The sequence below is a fragment of the Solibacillus sp. FSL W8-0474 genome (assembly GCF_038004065.1).
In the GTDB taxonomy this organism is placed as follows: Bacteria; Bacillota; Bacilli; order Bacillales_A; family Planococcaceae; genus Solibacillus; species Solibacillus faecavium.
The window spans coordinates 1,197,572-1,213,406 of sequence record NZ_JBBOQJ010000001.1 but is presented as its reverse complement, the minus strand read 5'-3'; the positions used below and the strand labels follow the sequence as shown (position 1 = coordinate 1,213,406).

General features: G+C 39.1%; 16 protein-coding genes. 2 read left to right on the top strand and 14 right to left on the bottom strand.

Annotation, left to right across the window (positions count from 1 at the left end; translation table 11 throughout):
• Window positions 1–25: 25 nt before the first annotated feature.
• The 4 genes from NYE67_RS05890 to NYE67_RS05875 are packed head-to-tail and all read right to left on the bottom strand — an operon-like array spanning window position 26 to window position 4,020.
• The gene (locus NYE67_RS05890) at window positions 26–985 is read right to left on the bottom strand and encodes a TAXI family TRAP transporter solute-binding subunit (RefSeq protein ID WP_340729472.1); all 960 of its coding nucleotides are present in this window, start codon (window positions 983–985) and stop codon (window positions 26–28) included.
• Between the two features lie 23 nt (window positions 986–1,008).
• Complete coding sequence (locus tag NYE67_RS05885) at window positions 1,009–1,815, bottom strand: enoyl-CoA hydratase/isomerase family protein (protein WP_340727335.1); 807 nt, start codon at window positions 1,813–1,815, stop codon at window positions 1,009–1,011.
• Between the two features lie 13 nt (window positions 1,816–1,828).
• On the bottom strand, window positions 1,829–2,881 hold the full coding sequence (locus NYE67_RS05880) for an acyl-CoA dehydrogenase family protein (protein WP_340729471.1): 1,053 nt from the start codon (window positions 2,879–2,881) through the stop codon (window positions 1,829–1,831).
• Entirely contained in the window at window positions 2,878–4,020 is a 1,143-nt protein-coding gene (locus NYE67_RS05875) for an acyl-CoA dehydrogenase family protein (RefSeq protein ID WP_340729470.1), read from the bottom strand. The genes NYE67_RS05880 and NYE67_RS05875 overlap by 4 nt, the downstream gene beginning before the upstream one ends.
• Before the next feature lie 245 nt (window positions 4,021–4,265).
• On the opposite strand from NYE67_RS05875, the gene NYE67_RS05870 reads away from it, so the two are divergent.
• Together NYE67_RS05870 and NYE67_RS05865 are read left to right on the top strand one after the other, a co-directional pair.
• A complete protein-coding gene (locus NYE67_RS05870; RefSeq protein ID WP_340729469.1) occupies window positions 4,266–4,730 on the top strand; it encodes a hypothetical protein in 465 nt (154 codons plus the stop codon).
• A gap of 65 nt (window positions 4,731–4,795) precedes the next feature.
• Window positions 4,796–5,608 (top strand): EcsC family protein, encoded by an 813-nt coding sequence (locus NYE67_RS05865; protein WP_340729468.1) that lies wholly within the window; start codon window positions 4,796–4,798, stop codon window positions 5,606–5,608.
• Window positions 5,609–5,667: 59 nt separating this feature from the next.
• On the opposite strand, the gene NYE67_RS05860 is transcribed toward NYE67_RS05865, so the two are convergent.
• The 10 genes from NYE67_RS05860 to NYE67_RS05815 form a co-directional block, all read right to left on the bottom strand.
• Entirely contained in the window at window positions 5,668–6,453 is a 786-nt protein-coding gene (locus NYE67_RS05860; RefSeq protein WP_340729467.1) for an MBL fold metallo-hydrolase, read from the bottom strand.
• 82 nt (window positions 6,454–6,535) lie between these two features.
• Complete coding sequence (gene recO, locus NYE67_RS05855) at window positions 6,536–7,309, bottom strand: DNA repair protein RecO (RefSeq protein ID WP_340727328.1); 774 nt, start codon at window positions 7,307–7,309, stop codon at window positions 6,536–6,538.
• A gap of 61 nt (window positions 7,310–7,370) precedes the next feature.
• Window positions 7,371–8,567 (bottom strand): CapA family protein, encoded by a 1,197-nt coding sequence (locus NYE67_RS05850; RefSeq protein ID WP_340729466.1) that lies wholly within the window; start codon window positions 8,565–8,567, stop codon window positions 7,371–7,373.
• Between the two features lie 141 nt (window positions 8,568–8,708).
• Window positions 8,709–9,623 carry a GTPase Era gene (era, locus tag NYE67_RS05845; RefSeq protein ID WP_191698300.1) on the bottom strand — a complete coding sequence of 305 codons (915 nt, stop codon included), beginning with the start codon at window positions 9,621–9,623 and terminating at the stop codon, window positions 8,709–8,711.
• A complete protein-coding gene (locus NYE67_RS05840) occupies window positions 9,610–10,017 on the bottom strand; it encodes a cytidine deaminase (RefSeq protein WP_191698301.1) in 408 nt (135 codons plus the stop codon). Before NYE67_RS05840 ends, era begins: the two co-directional genes overlap by 14 nt.
• A gap of 119 nt (window positions 10,018–10,136) precedes the next feature.
• Entirely contained in the window at window positions 10,137–10,487 is a 351-nt protein-coding gene (locus NYE67_RS05835; protein WP_340729464.1) for a diacylglycerol kinase family protein, read from the bottom strand.
• On the bottom strand, window positions 10,474–10,959 hold the full coding sequence (ybeY, locus tag NYE67_RS05830) for an rRNA maturation RNase YbeY (RefSeq protein ID WP_340727325.1): 486 nt from the start codon (window positions 10,957–10,959) through the stop codon (window positions 10,474–10,476). The genes NYE67_RS05835 and ybeY overlap by 14 nt, the downstream gene beginning before the upstream one ends.
• Before the next feature lie 11 nt (window positions 10,960–10,970).
• Window positions 10,971–13,088 carry an HD family phosphohydrolase gene (locus NYE67_RS05825; RefSeq protein WP_340729463.1) on the bottom strand — a complete coding sequence of 706 codons (2,118 nt, stop codon included), beginning with the start codon at window positions 13,086–13,088 and terminating at the stop codon, window positions 10,971–10,973.
• 704 nt (window positions 13,089–13,792) lie between these two features.
• The gene (locus tag NYE67_RS05820) at window positions 13,793–14,752 is read right to left on the bottom strand and encodes a PhoH family protein (RefSeq protein ID WP_340728794.1); all 960 of its coding nucleotides are present in this window, start codon (window positions 14,750–14,752) and stop codon (window positions 13,793–13,795) included.
• 2 nt (window positions 14,753–14,754) lie between these two features.
• Window positions 14,755–15,828, bottom strand: a complete 1,074-nt coding sequence (locus NYE67_RS05815) for a sporulation protein YqfD (protein WP_340729462.1) — start codon at window positions 15,826–15,828, stop codon at window positions 14,755–14,757.
• Window positions 15,829–15,835: the final 7 nt, after the last annotated feature.

The window sequence follows — 15,835 nt, the reverse complement described above, 5'->3', positions numbered from 1 at the left end:
TAGTTTCCTCCTTATCACTTTATTTTTATTCGACAACACCAATTTCACGGTAATAGCGCTCTGCTCCTGGATGAAGTGGAACATCCGCTGTTCCCGCTACCGCATTTTCCGGACTGAACTGCTTTGCAATACTGTAGGATTTTTCCAGTGAGCTTAAGTTTCCCCATAACGCTTTCGTTAACTGATAAACCGTTTCTTCACTTACACTTTCGTCAATGACGATCGTACTGTATTGACCGACAGTTTGAATCGCTTCCGGCTGTTTATCATAAGTGTTTGGCTCGATTGTATAGGCAAAGTTCCAAGGGTATTCTTCTACTAAATAGTCAATTGCACTGTCAGACATGCTTAATACTCTTGAATCTACTGTTGAGATAAGCTCTGTCGCAGCAGCTGCTGGTACCCCTGTGTATATATTGACACCTTCCACTTGACCATTTCGCATTAAATCTGTAGCTTCCGTAAACCCTACATAGTTGGCTTTAATATCATTTTCTCCAATACCATGTGCCTCAAGAACAAGTCGGGATTCCACTTCAGTGGCACTCCCTGCTGCTCCGAACACGAAGCTCGATCCTTTTAAATCTTCAATCGTTTTGTATTTATCGTTTTTTTTCACAATAATATGACTAATATTTGGATATAAGTTTCCTAGTATACGAATGTTCTCATATTGCCTTCCTTCGAAGCTTCCTACACCGTTGTAAGCTTCATATGCAATATTGACTGTAGTAAAGGAAATATTCGCCTCGCCTTTTCGCATTAAATTCAAGTTTTCTATACTTCCATTTGATGCTTGTGAAGCGACACGCTTTTCTAATTCATTTGTCCACATGGTAGAGATTCCTGCACCAAGTGAATAGAAAACACCTGTAGTGGTACCTGTTGTAAAAATTAACGGCTCTCCATATCGCTCAATATTACTTTGACAACCTACTAACAACATAGCAGCAATCGAAATAGCTGCGAGCAATTTTTTCTTCATCCGCATACCCCTTTTGAGATGTATTATTTAAATACGGCTTTTCGTTTTTCTACAATCGCTTTAACCCCTTCTTCGTATGTCGGCAATTCCGTTACTAGGCCCATTTTAGAAGATATATAGTCCAGTGATGAACGTAAGCTCATTGTTTGGCTTTGGTAAACCGCACGCTTAATAATTTTTATTGATTCAATTGGTCCGGCTGCTAATTTTTTCGCATAATTCATCGTATAGTCCTCTAGTTCATCGTCATTGACAACGTAGGTAACTAAACGTGTTTCCTTCGCTTCCTCGGCTGTTAATACGCGTGCTGTCCATAGCATATCAAGGGCCTGATCAATTCCTACAATACGAGGTAAAAAATACGCACCGCCGTCTCCTGGAACAATCCCAACATTAATATAGCTTTCTGAGAACTTAGCAGATTGTGCAGCAATTCGGATATCGCACATTAATGCCATATCAAGCCCCGCACCCATCGCAAATCCATGCATTTGGGCAATGACCGGCTTATCGATTTCTTCAAGGAGAAGCGGGACACGCTGAACTTTTTTCCATAACGAGTTTTTACGAGCCAAAGCTGTTGAAGTAATATCTTCTTCACTATTGAAAAATCCATTTCCAGCAATCATCGCCTTCACATCACCACCGGCGCAAAATGCTTTGCCGTTACCTTTTAAAATGACAACACGTATATCATCATTATCCCGTACTTCTTCCAAAGCCTTAATCCACGATAAAATCATTTCTTCGCTAAATGCATTCATACTATCCGGACGATTCAGTGTAATCGTTGCAATATGATCCTTCACATCAAATAATAAATCCGCCATATTTTCTTCCTCCTTATGCATGAACATGCGATTCATTTTGTTCTGTCATACTTTCCCATAAATCCATTTTTGACTCTAGCATCTGCTTAGCTAACTGCTGCTTCCAATAGCGAGCCGTAAATTCCTCATCTCTCCAAGCCCATAAACGGCGTGTAAATTGATGTAATCGATGCTCGTGCGTAACGCCGATTGCTGCATGAACCTGATGTGCGGCAGTGGCAACTGCACGGCTTGCATCATCCATTCTTAATCGCGTATACGCTACTTCAAGCCCTTCTTGACCATCGACCAATAATGTTTGGACATTGTTCGTTGCTACCGTCATCAATGTTTGTTCGCCGGCCATATTTGCCAAATGTTGCTGCACGAGCTGGAATCGATGAATTGGACGGCCAAATTGCTCGCGCTCCTTGCTGAATTGCACACTTAGTTGGAATGCTGTCGTAAGTGCACCGTTCATTTTACTGACAGATGCTGCTGTAACTAATTTCGATAGAGCCACATACTGTTGTGCGGTAATCGGTACTTTTTGAAGCGCTTTCACTTTTTCGAAAACAGCTTCCGACCTTGGTTCTGCTGCAAGGTTAGTCCCATTTTTCAGTAACACATTTTCCAGATCGGCAACGACGATAAATTGCTGTGAACCTTCCTGTGCCAAGACAACAATTTTCTCTGCATATTTAGCCCATGGAACATGTTTTACTGTCCCAAACAAAGTATCTTCTTTAAGCTGAAGTGGTGTAGTAATACTGTAGGTTGTCAACTGCTCATACCCTTTTATATCAATCTGTTTCAGTAAATAGTTTGCTAACGTATGCTCAATAAACGGAACGGGTGCAGCATACTTTCCAATCAGTCCATACAGTGCAAGCAAATCTTCAATATCTCCGCCTGCGCCCCCATCTTCTTCACTGACTGCTACGTTGTGCAACTCATTTTCAAGTAATAGTTGCCATACATTTTCAGCCCACAAATTTTCCTCCAGTAAATCTACCGTTTCTTTCTCAACTTTATCTTTCAGTACTTTTTCCACTACTTCTACGACCATGTCCTTTATTTCACTCATTGTGCAACAACCCCCTTCGCTAAAATTCCGTATAGAACCTCGGATGTGCCACCACGAATTGTGAACCCCGGGGCATGTAAAATCGATTCTGCCAAATAGCGTTCAATCTCTTTTTCGCTTTGAAGATTTGGATATACATCAAGCAATAAACGTACGATCTCCGGAATTTTCTGTTCAAATTTAGTGCCAATACTTTTTACAAGTGCTGCAGGAATAATTACTTCGCCGCCTTCTTCAAGTACTTTAGCCACACCGATAGATAAATTGCGCAATGACCAAAGCTCTGCAACTAGCTTCATTGCTTCTTCCAACCCGGAAAGCTCTCTCTTTTTCTTTAATTCTTCAATCGCTTCATTTAAAAGCGGGAAAGTACTTAAAATACGCTCTGGCCCACTACGTTCAAATGCCAGCTCTGCCAAACCTTGCTTCCACCCGTTACCGAGCGTTCCGACGACCATTTCGTCCGGAACAAATACATTATCGAAAAATACATCATTGAAATGTGGCTCCCCCGTTAAATAGCGGATTGGTGTAATAGTTACTCCCTCACCTTTCAAATCGATAATAAACTGTGAAAGACCTTCATGCTTTTTTTCACCTAATGGCTCTGTTCGAATAAGCGTTACCATGTAATGCGAATCCTGGGCATTGCTCGACCAAGTTTTTGCCCCATTTACAATCCAGCCACCTTCCACTTTTTCAGCACGTGTTGCAACAGAAGCTAAATCTGATCCACTATTCGGTTCACTTAACCCAATGGCGAAGAAACATTCACCCTTTACAATTTTCGGCAGGAAGAATTCCTTTTGATATTCTGTACCAAAACGCAGTAGAAGCGGTCCTGTTTGACGGTCAGCGAACCAATGGGCAGCTACCGGAGCTCCATATGCCAAAAACTCTTCCGTTAAAATGTAACGGTCTAACGTACTGCGTTCTTTACCTCCATACTGCTTCGGCCATGTCATCCCTATCCAGCCCTGCTCTGCTACAAGTTTAGAGAAATCAGGATTTGAACCGCTTAACCATGAGTCACAACGAGTCTCAAATGTCCCTTTCTCAATATGTTGTTTTAAAAAGCTTCGTACTTCCTGTCTAAATTGTTTTTGTTCTTCTGTAAATTGAACTTTAGGTAGATTCATAAAATAACCTCCATTACGCATATTGTGTAACTACTTTCTCATACCGATATTATACGCAATAAATTTCTGAATTGTCAAAATTATTCTACAATATTTTAGTTTTTTATAGCTTTTTCACTCCTAAACGAGCAGTTTTTTACAATATCAATCTTTGTTATTATTCTGTAAAAATAGAAAGAGATTGCTAACATTTCACCTAAAAATAAGCTATAATTTTCTGAAAAGATAAATAATGGGGTGGAAGTATGTTTTTTCAGTTAAAAGAAAAATCTGTAAAACCATTAGATACGTATGATAAAATCTCTCGACTCGTCAAAGCGATCCTCCATTTCGAATGCCCTGACCATCGTGGGCAGCATCACATTCTCTACACAGCGAATATACAGTTAGAAGCCTATCGGGAAGCAAAGGATTTTTACCGTAGCCATGACGACCCAAGCAGTGCTTTAGGCTGTCTAAGTAGAGAAGCTTATGAGCAGGCCAACAAGAAATACCATCAGCTTTATACAATCATTCGGGGCTATATGCATTTAAGCGAGGACAATAAACGCGACCATTTCAACCACCATTTCCGCTTTTCTAACGAGAAAATTGATAAAATGTATAGTCTTTTCGAACAAAAGCAGCATCATGACCATTTAAAACTCGAAGAATTGTTTTATGAACGGTTAAAAGAAGATGTAGCTCCTCTATTAACACAATTTGAGTAACTCAGATGAAACCTTTTCTGCTCTTATTCGTAAATTGAATAGCAAGTCCATTAGGAGGGCGAACCTTGGAATCTAAACAACAGTTGGAGAATTATTTGCAGGCAATTCAAGAATGGGAAAAGGATCAAAGCGGGTTATGGTTTTGGGAAAAAATCGGTCGTATTCCATTCAAAATACTTGATAAATTAACACCTAAATTCATTCAAGAAAAAATATCCGTATTAGTGGATGAACTTGTTAGCTATGTACAAACGGGTGGGAAGTATTTAGTAAGTGAGAAGTCTATGATGCGTCATATTCAAAAACATACATTGCAGTCGGTTTCATCCATACAAGACATAGGACAAATGCCGATAGATGATATGGTGGCTCTTAGTGAAAAGCTGCAGAAAAACCGTGCAAATATCGCTACGGTACAGGGGGCCTCCACAGGCTTTGGAGGAATATTCACATTAGCAATTGATATCCCGGTTATATTGGGGATTGCCTTAAAAACTTTACAGGAAATTGCGCTTATCCACGGCTATGATCCGAACGTGAAAACAGAGCGTATTTTTATTGTAAAATGTTTGCAGTTCGCTTCATCCGATATTGTTGGGAAAGAAGCGATATTAAATGAACTTGCGCAAAACTATGAACAGCCGCGCTCTGCTGAAAATATGGTATCCCAGCTGCAAGGGTGGCAGGAAGTGTTTTATACGTACAGAGATAATTTTGGCATGAAGAAGCTGTTCCAGATGATTCCGGTGGCAGGTATGATTTTCGGGGCATTTATTAACAAATCGATGATTGAGGATGTCGCCGAAGCAGGCATGATGCTGTACCGAAAAAGACGGGTACTGGAACGTATGAATGAACTAACAACTAGTGAGTTATAAAATGGGGTTTAAATAGATAAAGCCAAGTAATTAAGTTTCCCTTAAATACTTGGCCATTTTTATGTTGAAGCAACCTTTTTATTTAATTCATGCATATCTTTCAATCCGTTGTAAAAAGGATATTGTTTTCTTAATGCGTCCTCTTGATCAATTCCTTCAATCAAATTATTTAAATATAACATCGACTCGTCTACCCGATTTTGCATTTCGATAAAATCAGTAGTCACTTGGCCATGGCCCGGTACAAGAGTTTGAATTTTTTTATCAGATATAATTGCTGCTGCCTTTTGTAATGTATTCTCATAACACTTCAAATCTTCAATAAAGGGAAACTCAACGTCCGATAAATAATCGCCCGCCAATAAAATTCCGTAGGACTCCACTACAGTGAATAAACCGTCCTGAGTATGTCCGGGTGCCAAATAAAATGTGCATGAAGCATCTTCCAAATTAACGGTCTGTCCATCTTCTTTTATCACAATATCAATTGTTGGATAAACAATCGGATAGTCTCTTTGAATATAGTACTGTGCATCAAATTGATGAATTTCCTCTAACACCTTTTCTTTATCCGAACGGTTCACAAATGCCTCACTCGCTATTGTTGTAGCATTCGGAAAAGCCCCGGCTGCAATAATATGGTCAAAATCACTATGAGTATAAATAATAAATAATTTCCGTTCACCAATAATCGTTTGGATATAAGCTTTTATTTCATTAATTTCATTCGGCAGCCAATTAGGATCGGTTAAAATGATTGCCCGTTCTGTTTTAACTACCGCGGACGTTGTTTGATAGAGCACACTTTGAAAAACCGTTATATTTTCATTTTTAAACTGTTCCATCCTTCATCATCCCTTTCAAATAATAAAGCTAGTCAAATGTAGAAACGCTCCATCTGACTAGCTTATTTCCTAGGCAATTAATTTAGTTTTCTTCCTTTTTTTCACGCTGCAATAAAGGTGTACGCTCTAATTGCTCTATAAAACTTCGTGACTTCAGCCGTATTCCTGTTTGCTCTTCATAGATTGTCGTGACGATTTTCTTTATAAACTGCTTCGTCTGTGGCTTCAATTCAAGCTTGCCTACTTGATCAATCGGCACTGTATAAAACATGCGAATCAGTTTTAACTGTGTTGGTGATAGTCGGATAATATACGGATCCAAATGAAAACAACGATGGCATATAAAGCCTCCTTGTGTAAATGAAAAAGCAAATTCCCCGTCTACTGCCCCACAGCCGGCACATGCATGTAAAATTGGCTGCACCCCAGCATACGGAAGCATCTTCCAATCCACAAATAATGTAATCGCTTCAGGGTCATAACCTTCTTCAATCGCATTGAGCGCCTGAATTAAAATTTCAAAGGCATACTGCTCGGGTCTACCTTCTTCAACTAAACGATCGACAATTTCCACAATATAGCTCGCATAGGCTGTTGCCGTAATGTCCGTTTGAATATGGCGCATTGAATTAAAATGTTCCCCTTGCTGCAAAGTTCCCATACCTGACGTACGCTGGACTAAAAATGAGCCGTGCATAAAAGGTTGTGTTACACCTGCAAGGCGGCTTGTAGGTTTCTTGGCTCCACGCGCCATACACGCCACTTTCCCTGCTTCACGAGTCATAATCGTAACAATTTTGTTTGATTCACCGTAAGCACGCGCTTTTAAAACGATGCCTTCCCATTTATGTAGCATCTATTGCACATCCTTCTATTTCTTTCATAGTATTATTATACCGTACTGCTACATCAAATGTTTAATAAACGGTTACCTCATCACCAATTATTTTCTTTACCCAATCCAGATTTTGAACAGATCGTTGTTCCACATCTTTTAAAGGATATACTCGGTAAATACCATCTGTATCTTTCAATACGGATGTCGCATAGAGCTCAGGCTGTCGAATCGTAATAACATCGCCTTCCTTCGTAATTTCCAGGCTAGCGATCCCGCCAATCATAGTGTTCGGAATGGTTAAAATCGTTGAAAAGAAATTGCCTAGGGAATAAAAGACATGCGTTTCATGCCCCTGTTCAGTTACAAGCTTTTTGTATGGTTGCAGCACATGCGGATGTGTCCCGAGAACAATATGTGCCCCAGCCTCATTTAAAACTTTTGCGTAATGCTTCTGATAGTCGCTTTCGCTATAAGCGTATTCTGGTCCCCAGTGCATGGAAACCGCTACAACATCTACTTCTTCTTTTAATAATTCTATATCCGCCTTTATTTTTGTCTCATCAATATAATTGATAATATATGGGGAGCCTTTTGGTAAGTACAGTCCGTTAGTGCCATACGTATAGGCAAGTAATCCGATTTTTATCGACCCAACTTCAATGATACGGTCATTCGCTTTATCTTCAGCATTTTTATACGCCCCTACGTAAGGCATGCCGTACTTATCCAGATTCTCAAAAAATGTACGGACACCACCTTCCCCTTTATCAACGGTATGGTTATTTGCAATAGTAACCATATCTACACCTGCATTTTGGAGATCTCGAACAATATGAGGAGGGCTCGAGAATTGAGGGAAGCCACTTAATGCATAATTGTTCCCTACTGGAGGGGATTCCTGATTTGCAATTAAATAATCATAGCTTTGCATAGTTGGGGCCACCGCTGCAAAAGATGATGTGAAATCTTCGTATTGAGCAAGCCTCAAATGAAGCAGAACATCGCCAACCATCGCCAGACGCATAGTTTCTTTTACAATCTCCGGCTGTGGCTCAATCTCTGGTTCCTTTACCGGTTCAAGCCCAGTAACTGGTTCGACCGTTTCTTTAATATCGCTGCTTTGCGCAAGCTGTTCTTTCCCACCTTCAACGGGTGCAGTCATTTGCCCTTCTGCTATTAGTATCGGAGTGTCTTTATCCATCGTTACCATAACGGCCACTAAAATTCCTAATGACACGACCCAAAATGACAGCAAAAATTTATTTAATGTATTCAATCATTCACCTACTAAGTTTATTGTAAAATAATTCCTATTATATCTTATAATACTAAATTTTATTCAACTATACACTAGCAAAAATGCAGAAATAAATAAAGAACAGATGCAACATAAACGCTGCATCTGTTCATATTATTTTTAATACTCGTCTTCTCTAAAGCCGAAATCACGTAAATGGGTTTGCTTATTACGCCAATCTTTTTGGACTTTTACCCAAAGTTCTAAATATACTTTTGAACCTAGCAACATTTCAATATCCTGGCGGGCACGTACACCAACCTCTTTTAAAAGAGCACCGCGTTTTCCGATGACAATCCCTTTTTGTGAATCACGCTCTACCATGATTGTCGCCTGCACATGAATCATATTTTCCTTTTCTTCATGTGGTTTAATTCGTTCAATAACGACCGCGATTGAATGCGGAATTTCTTCACGAGTTAAATGCAATACTTTTTCACGAATTAATTCAGAGATAATGAAGCGCTCCGGATGATCCGTTACTTGGTCAGCAGGGTAATATTGAGGCCCTTCCGGCAAATACTTTTCAATAGTCGTTAATAAGTTTTCAACATTGTTGCCTTGTAATGCTGAGATTGGAATAATTTCCGCAAAGTCGAACTTATCTTTATACGAATCAATAATTTTCACTAATTCATCAGGATGTACTAAATCGATTTTATTAATGATTAAAAATACCGGTGTTTTATTGCCTTGCAATAACTCGATGATGAACTCGTCACCTTTACCGATTGCCTGCTCTGCATTCACCATGAACATAATAACATCGACTTCTCTTAATGCATTACGTGATGTTTTTAACATAAATTCGCCTAATTTATGTTTAGGCTTATGGATTCCCGGCGTATCGATGAAAATTGTTTGAGAGTTTTCCTGTGTTAATACGCCTTGTACTTTATTTCGTGTTGTTTGTGGTTTGTCCGACATAATCGCGATCTTTTGACCAATCACTCGGTTTAAAAATGTTGATTTGCCGACATTTGGTCGACCTACAATCGAGACAAAGCCCGATTTGTATCCTTTATTTTCCTGCATTTTTCATATCCTCCGTATTAAAAGCACCCGGGATAAGCTCGCCTACTGTCGTTTGCTGAACGTCACCATTCATATTCGTTAAGTAGACAGGCATATCCGGTGCACAAAATTCACTCATTACTTGTCGACAAGCTCCGCATGGAGAACATGGACCCGGTGTATCTGCTACAACCGCTAATGCTTTAAATTTCATATTGCCTTCCGATACCGCTTTAAAAAATGCTGTACGTTCCGCGCAGTTTGTCATACTATACCCTGCATTCTCTATATTGCAGCCATTGTATACAGTACCGTCCTCAGCTAATAATGCCGCACCTACTTTAAATTTTGAGTAAGGCACATAAGCAAATTCACGTGCAATTTTAGACTGTTCCATTAGTTGATCCATGTTCATCGTCAGTTCCCCCAACATATACATATTATTTTCATCACTACCTGTCCTTGCTTCCAAGTTCAGCTGTCGACCAGAGTAATAACTTTCCAGTAAGTATTCTTATGTTTCCAAAAAAGAAGTTATAGCCATTTTGGTAAAAATATGAGTAGTCCGATTATAACACTTGCGAGCGCAAAAACAAGTACAGCACCTGCCGCAATATCCTTTGCCTGCTTTGCAATCGGATGAAATTCCGGTGAAGCAAGGTCCACTACTCGTTCGATGGCTGTATTTATCAGCTCGGCACCTAAAACGAGGAAAATTACCAATACAATAATACTCCATTCGACTATAGTTAAGCCTGTTAATATACCTGCAGTGATGACTATTATTGCGCTCACTAAGTGAAATCTGAAATTTTGTTCGTTGACGGCCGTAAGTATTCCCTCCATTGCATAACGGAAAGATCGGAAAAACTTACGGACGTTCATTTGTATCACGACCTAAGCCGTATGATTGTAAAATAGCATCCTGCTTTCCGAACATGATTTTCTCATCTTCAGGTGTCATATGGTCATACCCAAGCAAATGCAAAAATCCATGCACTGCTAAAAATCCTAATTCACGTTCAAAAGTATGCCCATATTCCGCAGCCTGCTCTTTTGTGCGATCTGTTGAAATAATAATATCTCCCAATATACGTGGTATACCTTCTCCGATAATTTGCATTTCCCCTTCACCCATTTCCTCCAGAGCGAATGAAATAACATCGGTAGGTTGATCTTTATCCCGATATTCACGGTTGATTTCATGAATGGCCTCATTCGTTACAAATGTAATCGATACTTCAGAACCATCTTCAATCCCTTCGTGTTCGGCTGCGTGCTGAAGCAGTTCTTCCACCAATTTTAAATGCGGATCTTTTACTTCATTTGTTTCATCTAAAAAATCAATTAATAACAATTTGTTCCCTCCTAATTTTCCTTTGGATATTCAATACGCGAGTGGAACGTCCCATTTAAAGTTTCACATAAAATATCTTCAATCGTTTTCAGTTCTTTCAAAGAAATATCACATTCATCAAACTGATCATCTTGCACACGGTCCTGAATAATCGACTGTACAAGCTTATGAATTTTTTCTGCACTCGGCTGATGCAATGACCGTACTGCAGCCTCTACACTATCTGCAATGCTAATAATGGCTGCCTCTTTCGATTGTGGCTTTGGACCAGGATAGCGGAATATACTTTCATCCAATTCTTTCCCTTCTTCCTTCGCCTTAAACAAGAAGAATTTCAATGTACTTGTCCCATGATGCTGTAAACAAATATCTATAATCTCCTGCGGCATTTTATGCTTACGTAGAAGCTCTGCCCCATCAGTTGTGTGTGCAATGATAATTTCCGCACTGCTTTCAGGTGACATAGAATCATGTGGGTTTGTACCCATTTGGTTTTCTATAAAGAACATTGGTCTTCGTGTTTTACCTACATCATGATAATAGCAGCTTACCCTTGCCAGCAAGCCATCCGCTCCAATTGCTTCACACGCAGCTTCTGCTAAATTCGCTACCATAATACTATGATGGTACGTACCAGGCGTCTCCGTTAAGATTTTTTTCAAAAGTGGATGATTTGGATTCGACAGTTCAATTAAGCGCATAACGGATAAAATTCCAAACGCCGACTCAAAATATGGAAGTAAGCCCATCATCAACGCACCGGATAGTAATCCTGATATGATTGCAGCAGCTGCATAGAATGAAATTTCCACAAAGCCATAGCCAGATTGTGCCATCAATAAATAAAACGCAATAAATAAAATATTAACAAGCGTTACAATACCAACGGCCTGTAAAATATCTTTCCGCTTTTCCAAACTGCGCATAAAGATAATTGATGCAAAACCACCAAATAAAATATAAAGTGCCATATCCATCTGTAAAATGGCAGAATAGCCTTCATGAAATATAATGCCTGCTGATGCTGCGGTCATTAATGTTACTATGCTCGCTGTACGGTCATTTGCCAATACACGAACAAGCATCGTCACGAGGGCGGAAGGATAAATAAATGCAATCGTTAAATCAAAATTCCCTGAAATCAGACCGATTAACTTCATCATGACCAATGCGATAGAATAGACAATCATCGTAACAAATAATTCATTACGCTTTTTGGAAGGGTCCTTTTTTGAACGATCAAATAATGCAAATAAAAATGCCATTTGCAGAACAATTAAAATAACGAGGCCGGCAATCGGCTTAATCGATTCTTCACTGTCCAGCATCCCCAATAATTCAAGCTGTCGATAAATTTCCCGAGTAACAACTTCCCCTTCCTGAACAATGATCTGTCCTTGAAGAATTCGAGTCGGTTCAACTGCATCTTTAGCTTGCTGCACAGCAATAGCTGTTTTTTCCTCATCCAGTATTTCTGTTTCTACGACAGCTGCACGTCCAACAGCAACAGCTACACTCATTAAGCTTTCGGATATCGAAGGATGCTGACGAATTTTACTTTCAATGTCATTACGATATGTAATCAGATTTTCCTTCCGAAGTGGACGATTTAAATTCGTTTCCACCAATGCGGCCAACGAATCACGTGTTGATTCGATATTTCCTTTTGGAGCATTCAGTAAATTTACTAGCTGTGCATCCGATAAAATCAGGTTTTGCTGATTTTCTATTACATCTTTTAGATTTGAACGCAATAACTCCAGCTGTTCTGGCTGGCCTACTTCGCCATCCTGATTCCCAATATCCCTTTTCACGTCCAATACAATATCAAATATTGTCGTTACAAAGGTGGCACGGTGGCTTGGAACATCTTCTTTAAATATGTAAACAGGTTCTACTGAGCGTTCGGCACTCTCCACTTCCTGTTCTGTTTTGACGGTATCTTCAATTGTTTTTATTGAACGAATTGTTTCTGGCGATAATTCTGTTAATTTAATATCATATGTAACACCACGGACATTATCAATCATTAAAGAAAACTGTAACAATGCCGTAGCAGTAAGAACGATAATTAGCAACGCACGAAAACTAATTAATTGGATGAGCTTTTTTATTTTCTCTATGATCATGCACCTCCACTTTCTTCTACTTTTATTTTAACAAATTTATATCCTCCTTGTTACGAAAAGCTTGAATGTTTTTCTAATAAATGTCTATCCGCCTATAAAATTCTCTATTAAAAGTGAACGATTCGACTCATCTCCATCACATGGGGTTGCTTTTCTAATAAAATTTCACTTGATTGGTGGGCTACGGCAAGACAGCGCTAAAGCCACGTGACGTGTCTTTATCACTGCCTTTATTGCCGTTTGCGAGGCCCACCAATCCAAAAATTTTGCCTTCGTTATAAAGTGAAGTAAAAAACACCCAATCAAGCCGCTTGCGCTATCGCGAGGCGGCGGAGTACGGAAATGCTCTGTATTATATCTTCATTTTTGCAGAAATTCACTTAATGCCAAAGCAGAGTGACATGGAACGAAGGATGAGCCTACAAAATACTTGCTTCAACGTGTTTTCCCCGTAGCGTAGCAGAACGGACTTAATTAGAAAATATTATTTTTCAATTTTGTCATCCCCAACTTATGGTGATGAACCTATTTTTAATTTATTTGCGAAATAACGGATATTCATTCCTCTATTTATCTCAGATGATGAACCAAGTCTCCCTATTTACAAATGATACCATTTATTTTTGCAACTTTTAGCTTTTAGTCTGAAATTATCATAAGACCAAAAAGAGCAATTGCACGGTGCAACTGCTCTTTGCGTAAAATTATAATTCCTGATCGGAGTATGCCTGAATTACCCTTGCTACTAATGGGTGCCTCACTACGTCACCTTGTTCCAATATCTGGAAGTGAATGTCTTTTACGTATTTTAATGTCCGTTCTGCGATTATGAGACCTGATTCGGTGTTTTTCGGTAAATCAATTTGCGTTTTATCTCCGGTAATCACCATTTTAGATCCAAAACCTAAACGTGTTAAAAACATTTTCATTTGCTGGTGAGTTGTATTTTGGGCTTCATCCAAAATTACAAATGCATCATCTAATGTACGCCCGCGCATATAGGCTAATGGCGCGATTTCGATGGTTCCGCGTTCAATTAGGCGCTGAGTCTGTTCCTGCCCGTAAATGTCATGCAGAGCATCATATAGAGGGCGTAGATAAGGATCGACCTTTTCCTTTAAATCACCCGGTAAAAACCCTAATGATTCTCCCGCTTCAACTGCAGGTCGGGTTAAAATAATGCGTTTTACATGTCCATTCTTTAAAGCCTGTGTGGCCATAACGACAGCCAAATAAGTTTTACCTGTACCGGCTGGACCAATACCGAAAATTAAGTCCTTATGACGGATTGCCCGAATGTATTCACGCTGCCCAATTGTTTTGGCACGAATCGGCTTTCCTTTTGTATTGCGCGCTATTTCTTCATCATATAGTTCTGCATAATATTCAATTGTGCCTTTACTTTCCATTTCAATCGCTGTTGTCACATCGCGCTGATCGATATTAATATTTTTCCGTATTACTTTAAGCAATGCTTCTAATACTGAATATGCTTGTTTTTTCTTTGCTGTATCATCTCCAGCAATCTGAATTACCTCGCCACGCGTAATAATTTGGACATTATAAGTTTCTTCAATCAATGTTATATTTGCATCAGACATTCCCAAAAGCATGACTGCTTCATTTGGATTGTCGATTTGGAGCTCAACATATTTTTCTGACATACTCATTCTCCTTGGTGAATTAGATGTGGTTTTGCGATATTTTCATTTACTAAATACAAGACTTTCCCTTTAACTGTATCATCATCAGCGGACACGTGCAAAAGTTTTTCTGCCTTAATTGCCGATTCAAGCGGTAATGAATAAATCATCTTTTCATGCAATAACGGTAAAATTACTGATTCAATATCCTTCTCACTTATCTTCTCCGTTTTTTTATGGAACATTCTATACGATTCATATGTCACAATGGACTTTAAAGGTTTAAATGATTTCTGCTCAATTGAAGCCCCAATTTGGTTCCAATTTATTTGATAGTTCCAACCGTAATCATCCAATACTTCCATTTCAATTGTTTTAGGAATGGTAAAAGAAGTTTCAAGCCAATAGTCGACAAACACTTTACCTTCCGCACCGATTAAAATTGATTTTTCTCCGTATTCCATAATTCCTGACACGAGAACATCCCCACGATAAACCGTCGTATTTGGCTCTACTTTGCGAACCCCTTTTTCGATTTGAAAATGTGTAACCACTCCATTGTTTCCGGCAACTAAATATTGATTCGTACTTGAGTTTTGGGGCGGTTCTATTTTTGGTGCTAACTGTGGGCTAATTGTCACTTTACTGCCGTTTTTCATAATATGTACCCAAGAAAACTCCCTGAACTGCCTCATCATCGTTTGACGAATTTCATTATCGGAAATAAATGCATTTTTTCGTACAGGAAATTCTATTCCAACTTCCTTCTGTAAATAATCCATTACTTCATCCTCAATTTCGACCGTTTGCGCTTCTACATCCACTTGCCAAATAAACCGTGATAATAATAATGGGACAATGAGCAGCAAAATTAAACCTATCCCCGTCTTCAAATCCTTTTGTAAAATAATTTCCGGTTCACTATAGCGAATCTCTATTCTAACTTTTGCCTGTTTTCTCAGCTTTCGAATTAAAGACATATCCTTGTGTGCTAGCTGAAAAGTGATTTCCTTTCCAGGGAAACGCAATTGGGTAATGCGAATATTATTTTTTTTCAGGAGCGTAATAAATGTATTGGCCTCTGTTGATTGCTTCATTTTAATG

Excerpts from the sequence above, each read along its gene's own strand:
- NYE67_RS05890 (WP_340729472.1), bottom strand. The coding sequence starts at position 985 with ATGAAGAAAAAATTGCTCGCAGCTATTTCGATTGCTGCTATGTTGTTA.
- NYE67_RS05885 (WP_340727335.1), bottom strand. The coding sequence starts at position 1,815 with ATGGCGGATTTATTATTTGATGTGAAGGATCATATTGCAACGATTACA.
- NYE67_RS05880 (WP_340729471.1), bottom strand. The coding sequence starts at position 2,881 with ATGAGTGAAATAAAGGACATGGTCGTAGAAGTAGTGGAAAAAGTACTG.
- NYE67_RS05875 (WP_340729470.1), bottom strand. The coding sequence starts at position 4,020 with ATGAATCTACCTAAAGTTCAATTTACAGAAGAACAAAAACAATTTAGA.
- NYE67_RS05870 (WP_340729469.1), top strand. The coding sequence starts at position 4,266 with ATGTTTTTTCAGTTAAAAGAAAAATCTGTAAAACCATTAGATACGTAT.
- NYE67_RS05860 (WP_340729467.1), bottom strand. The coding sequence starts at position 6,453 with ATGGAACAGTTTAAAAATGAAAATATAACGGTTTTTCAAAGTGTGCTC.
- recO (WP_340727328.1), bottom strand. The coding sequence starts at position 7,309 with ATGCTACATAAATGGGAAGGCATCGTTTTAAAAGCGCGTGCTTACGGT.
- era (WP_191698300.1), bottom strand. The coding sequence starts at position 9,623 with ATGCAGGAAAATAAAGGATACAAATCGGGCTTTGTCTCGATTGTAGGT.
- NYE67_RS05840 (WP_191698301.1), bottom strand. The coding sequence starts at position 10,017 with ATGAACATGGATCAACTAATGGAACAGTCTAAAATTGCACGTGAATTT.
- NYE67_RS05835 (WP_340729464.1), bottom strand. The coding sequence starts at position 10,487 with ATGAACGTCCGTAAGTTTTTCCGATCTTTCCGTTATGCAATGGAGGGA.
- NYE67_RS05825 (WP_340729463.1), bottom strand. The coding sequence starts at position 13,088 with ATGATCATAGAGAAAATAAAAAAGCTCATCCAATTAATTAGTTTTCGT.
- NYE67_RS05820 (WP_340728794.1), bottom strand. The coding sequence starts at position 14,752 with ATGTCAGAAAAATATGTTGAGCTCCAAATCGACAATCCAAATGAAGCA.
- NYE67_RS05815 (WP_340729462.1), bottom strand. The coding sequence starts at position 15,828 with ATGAAGCAATCAACAGAGGCCAATACATTTATTACGCTCCTGAAAAAA.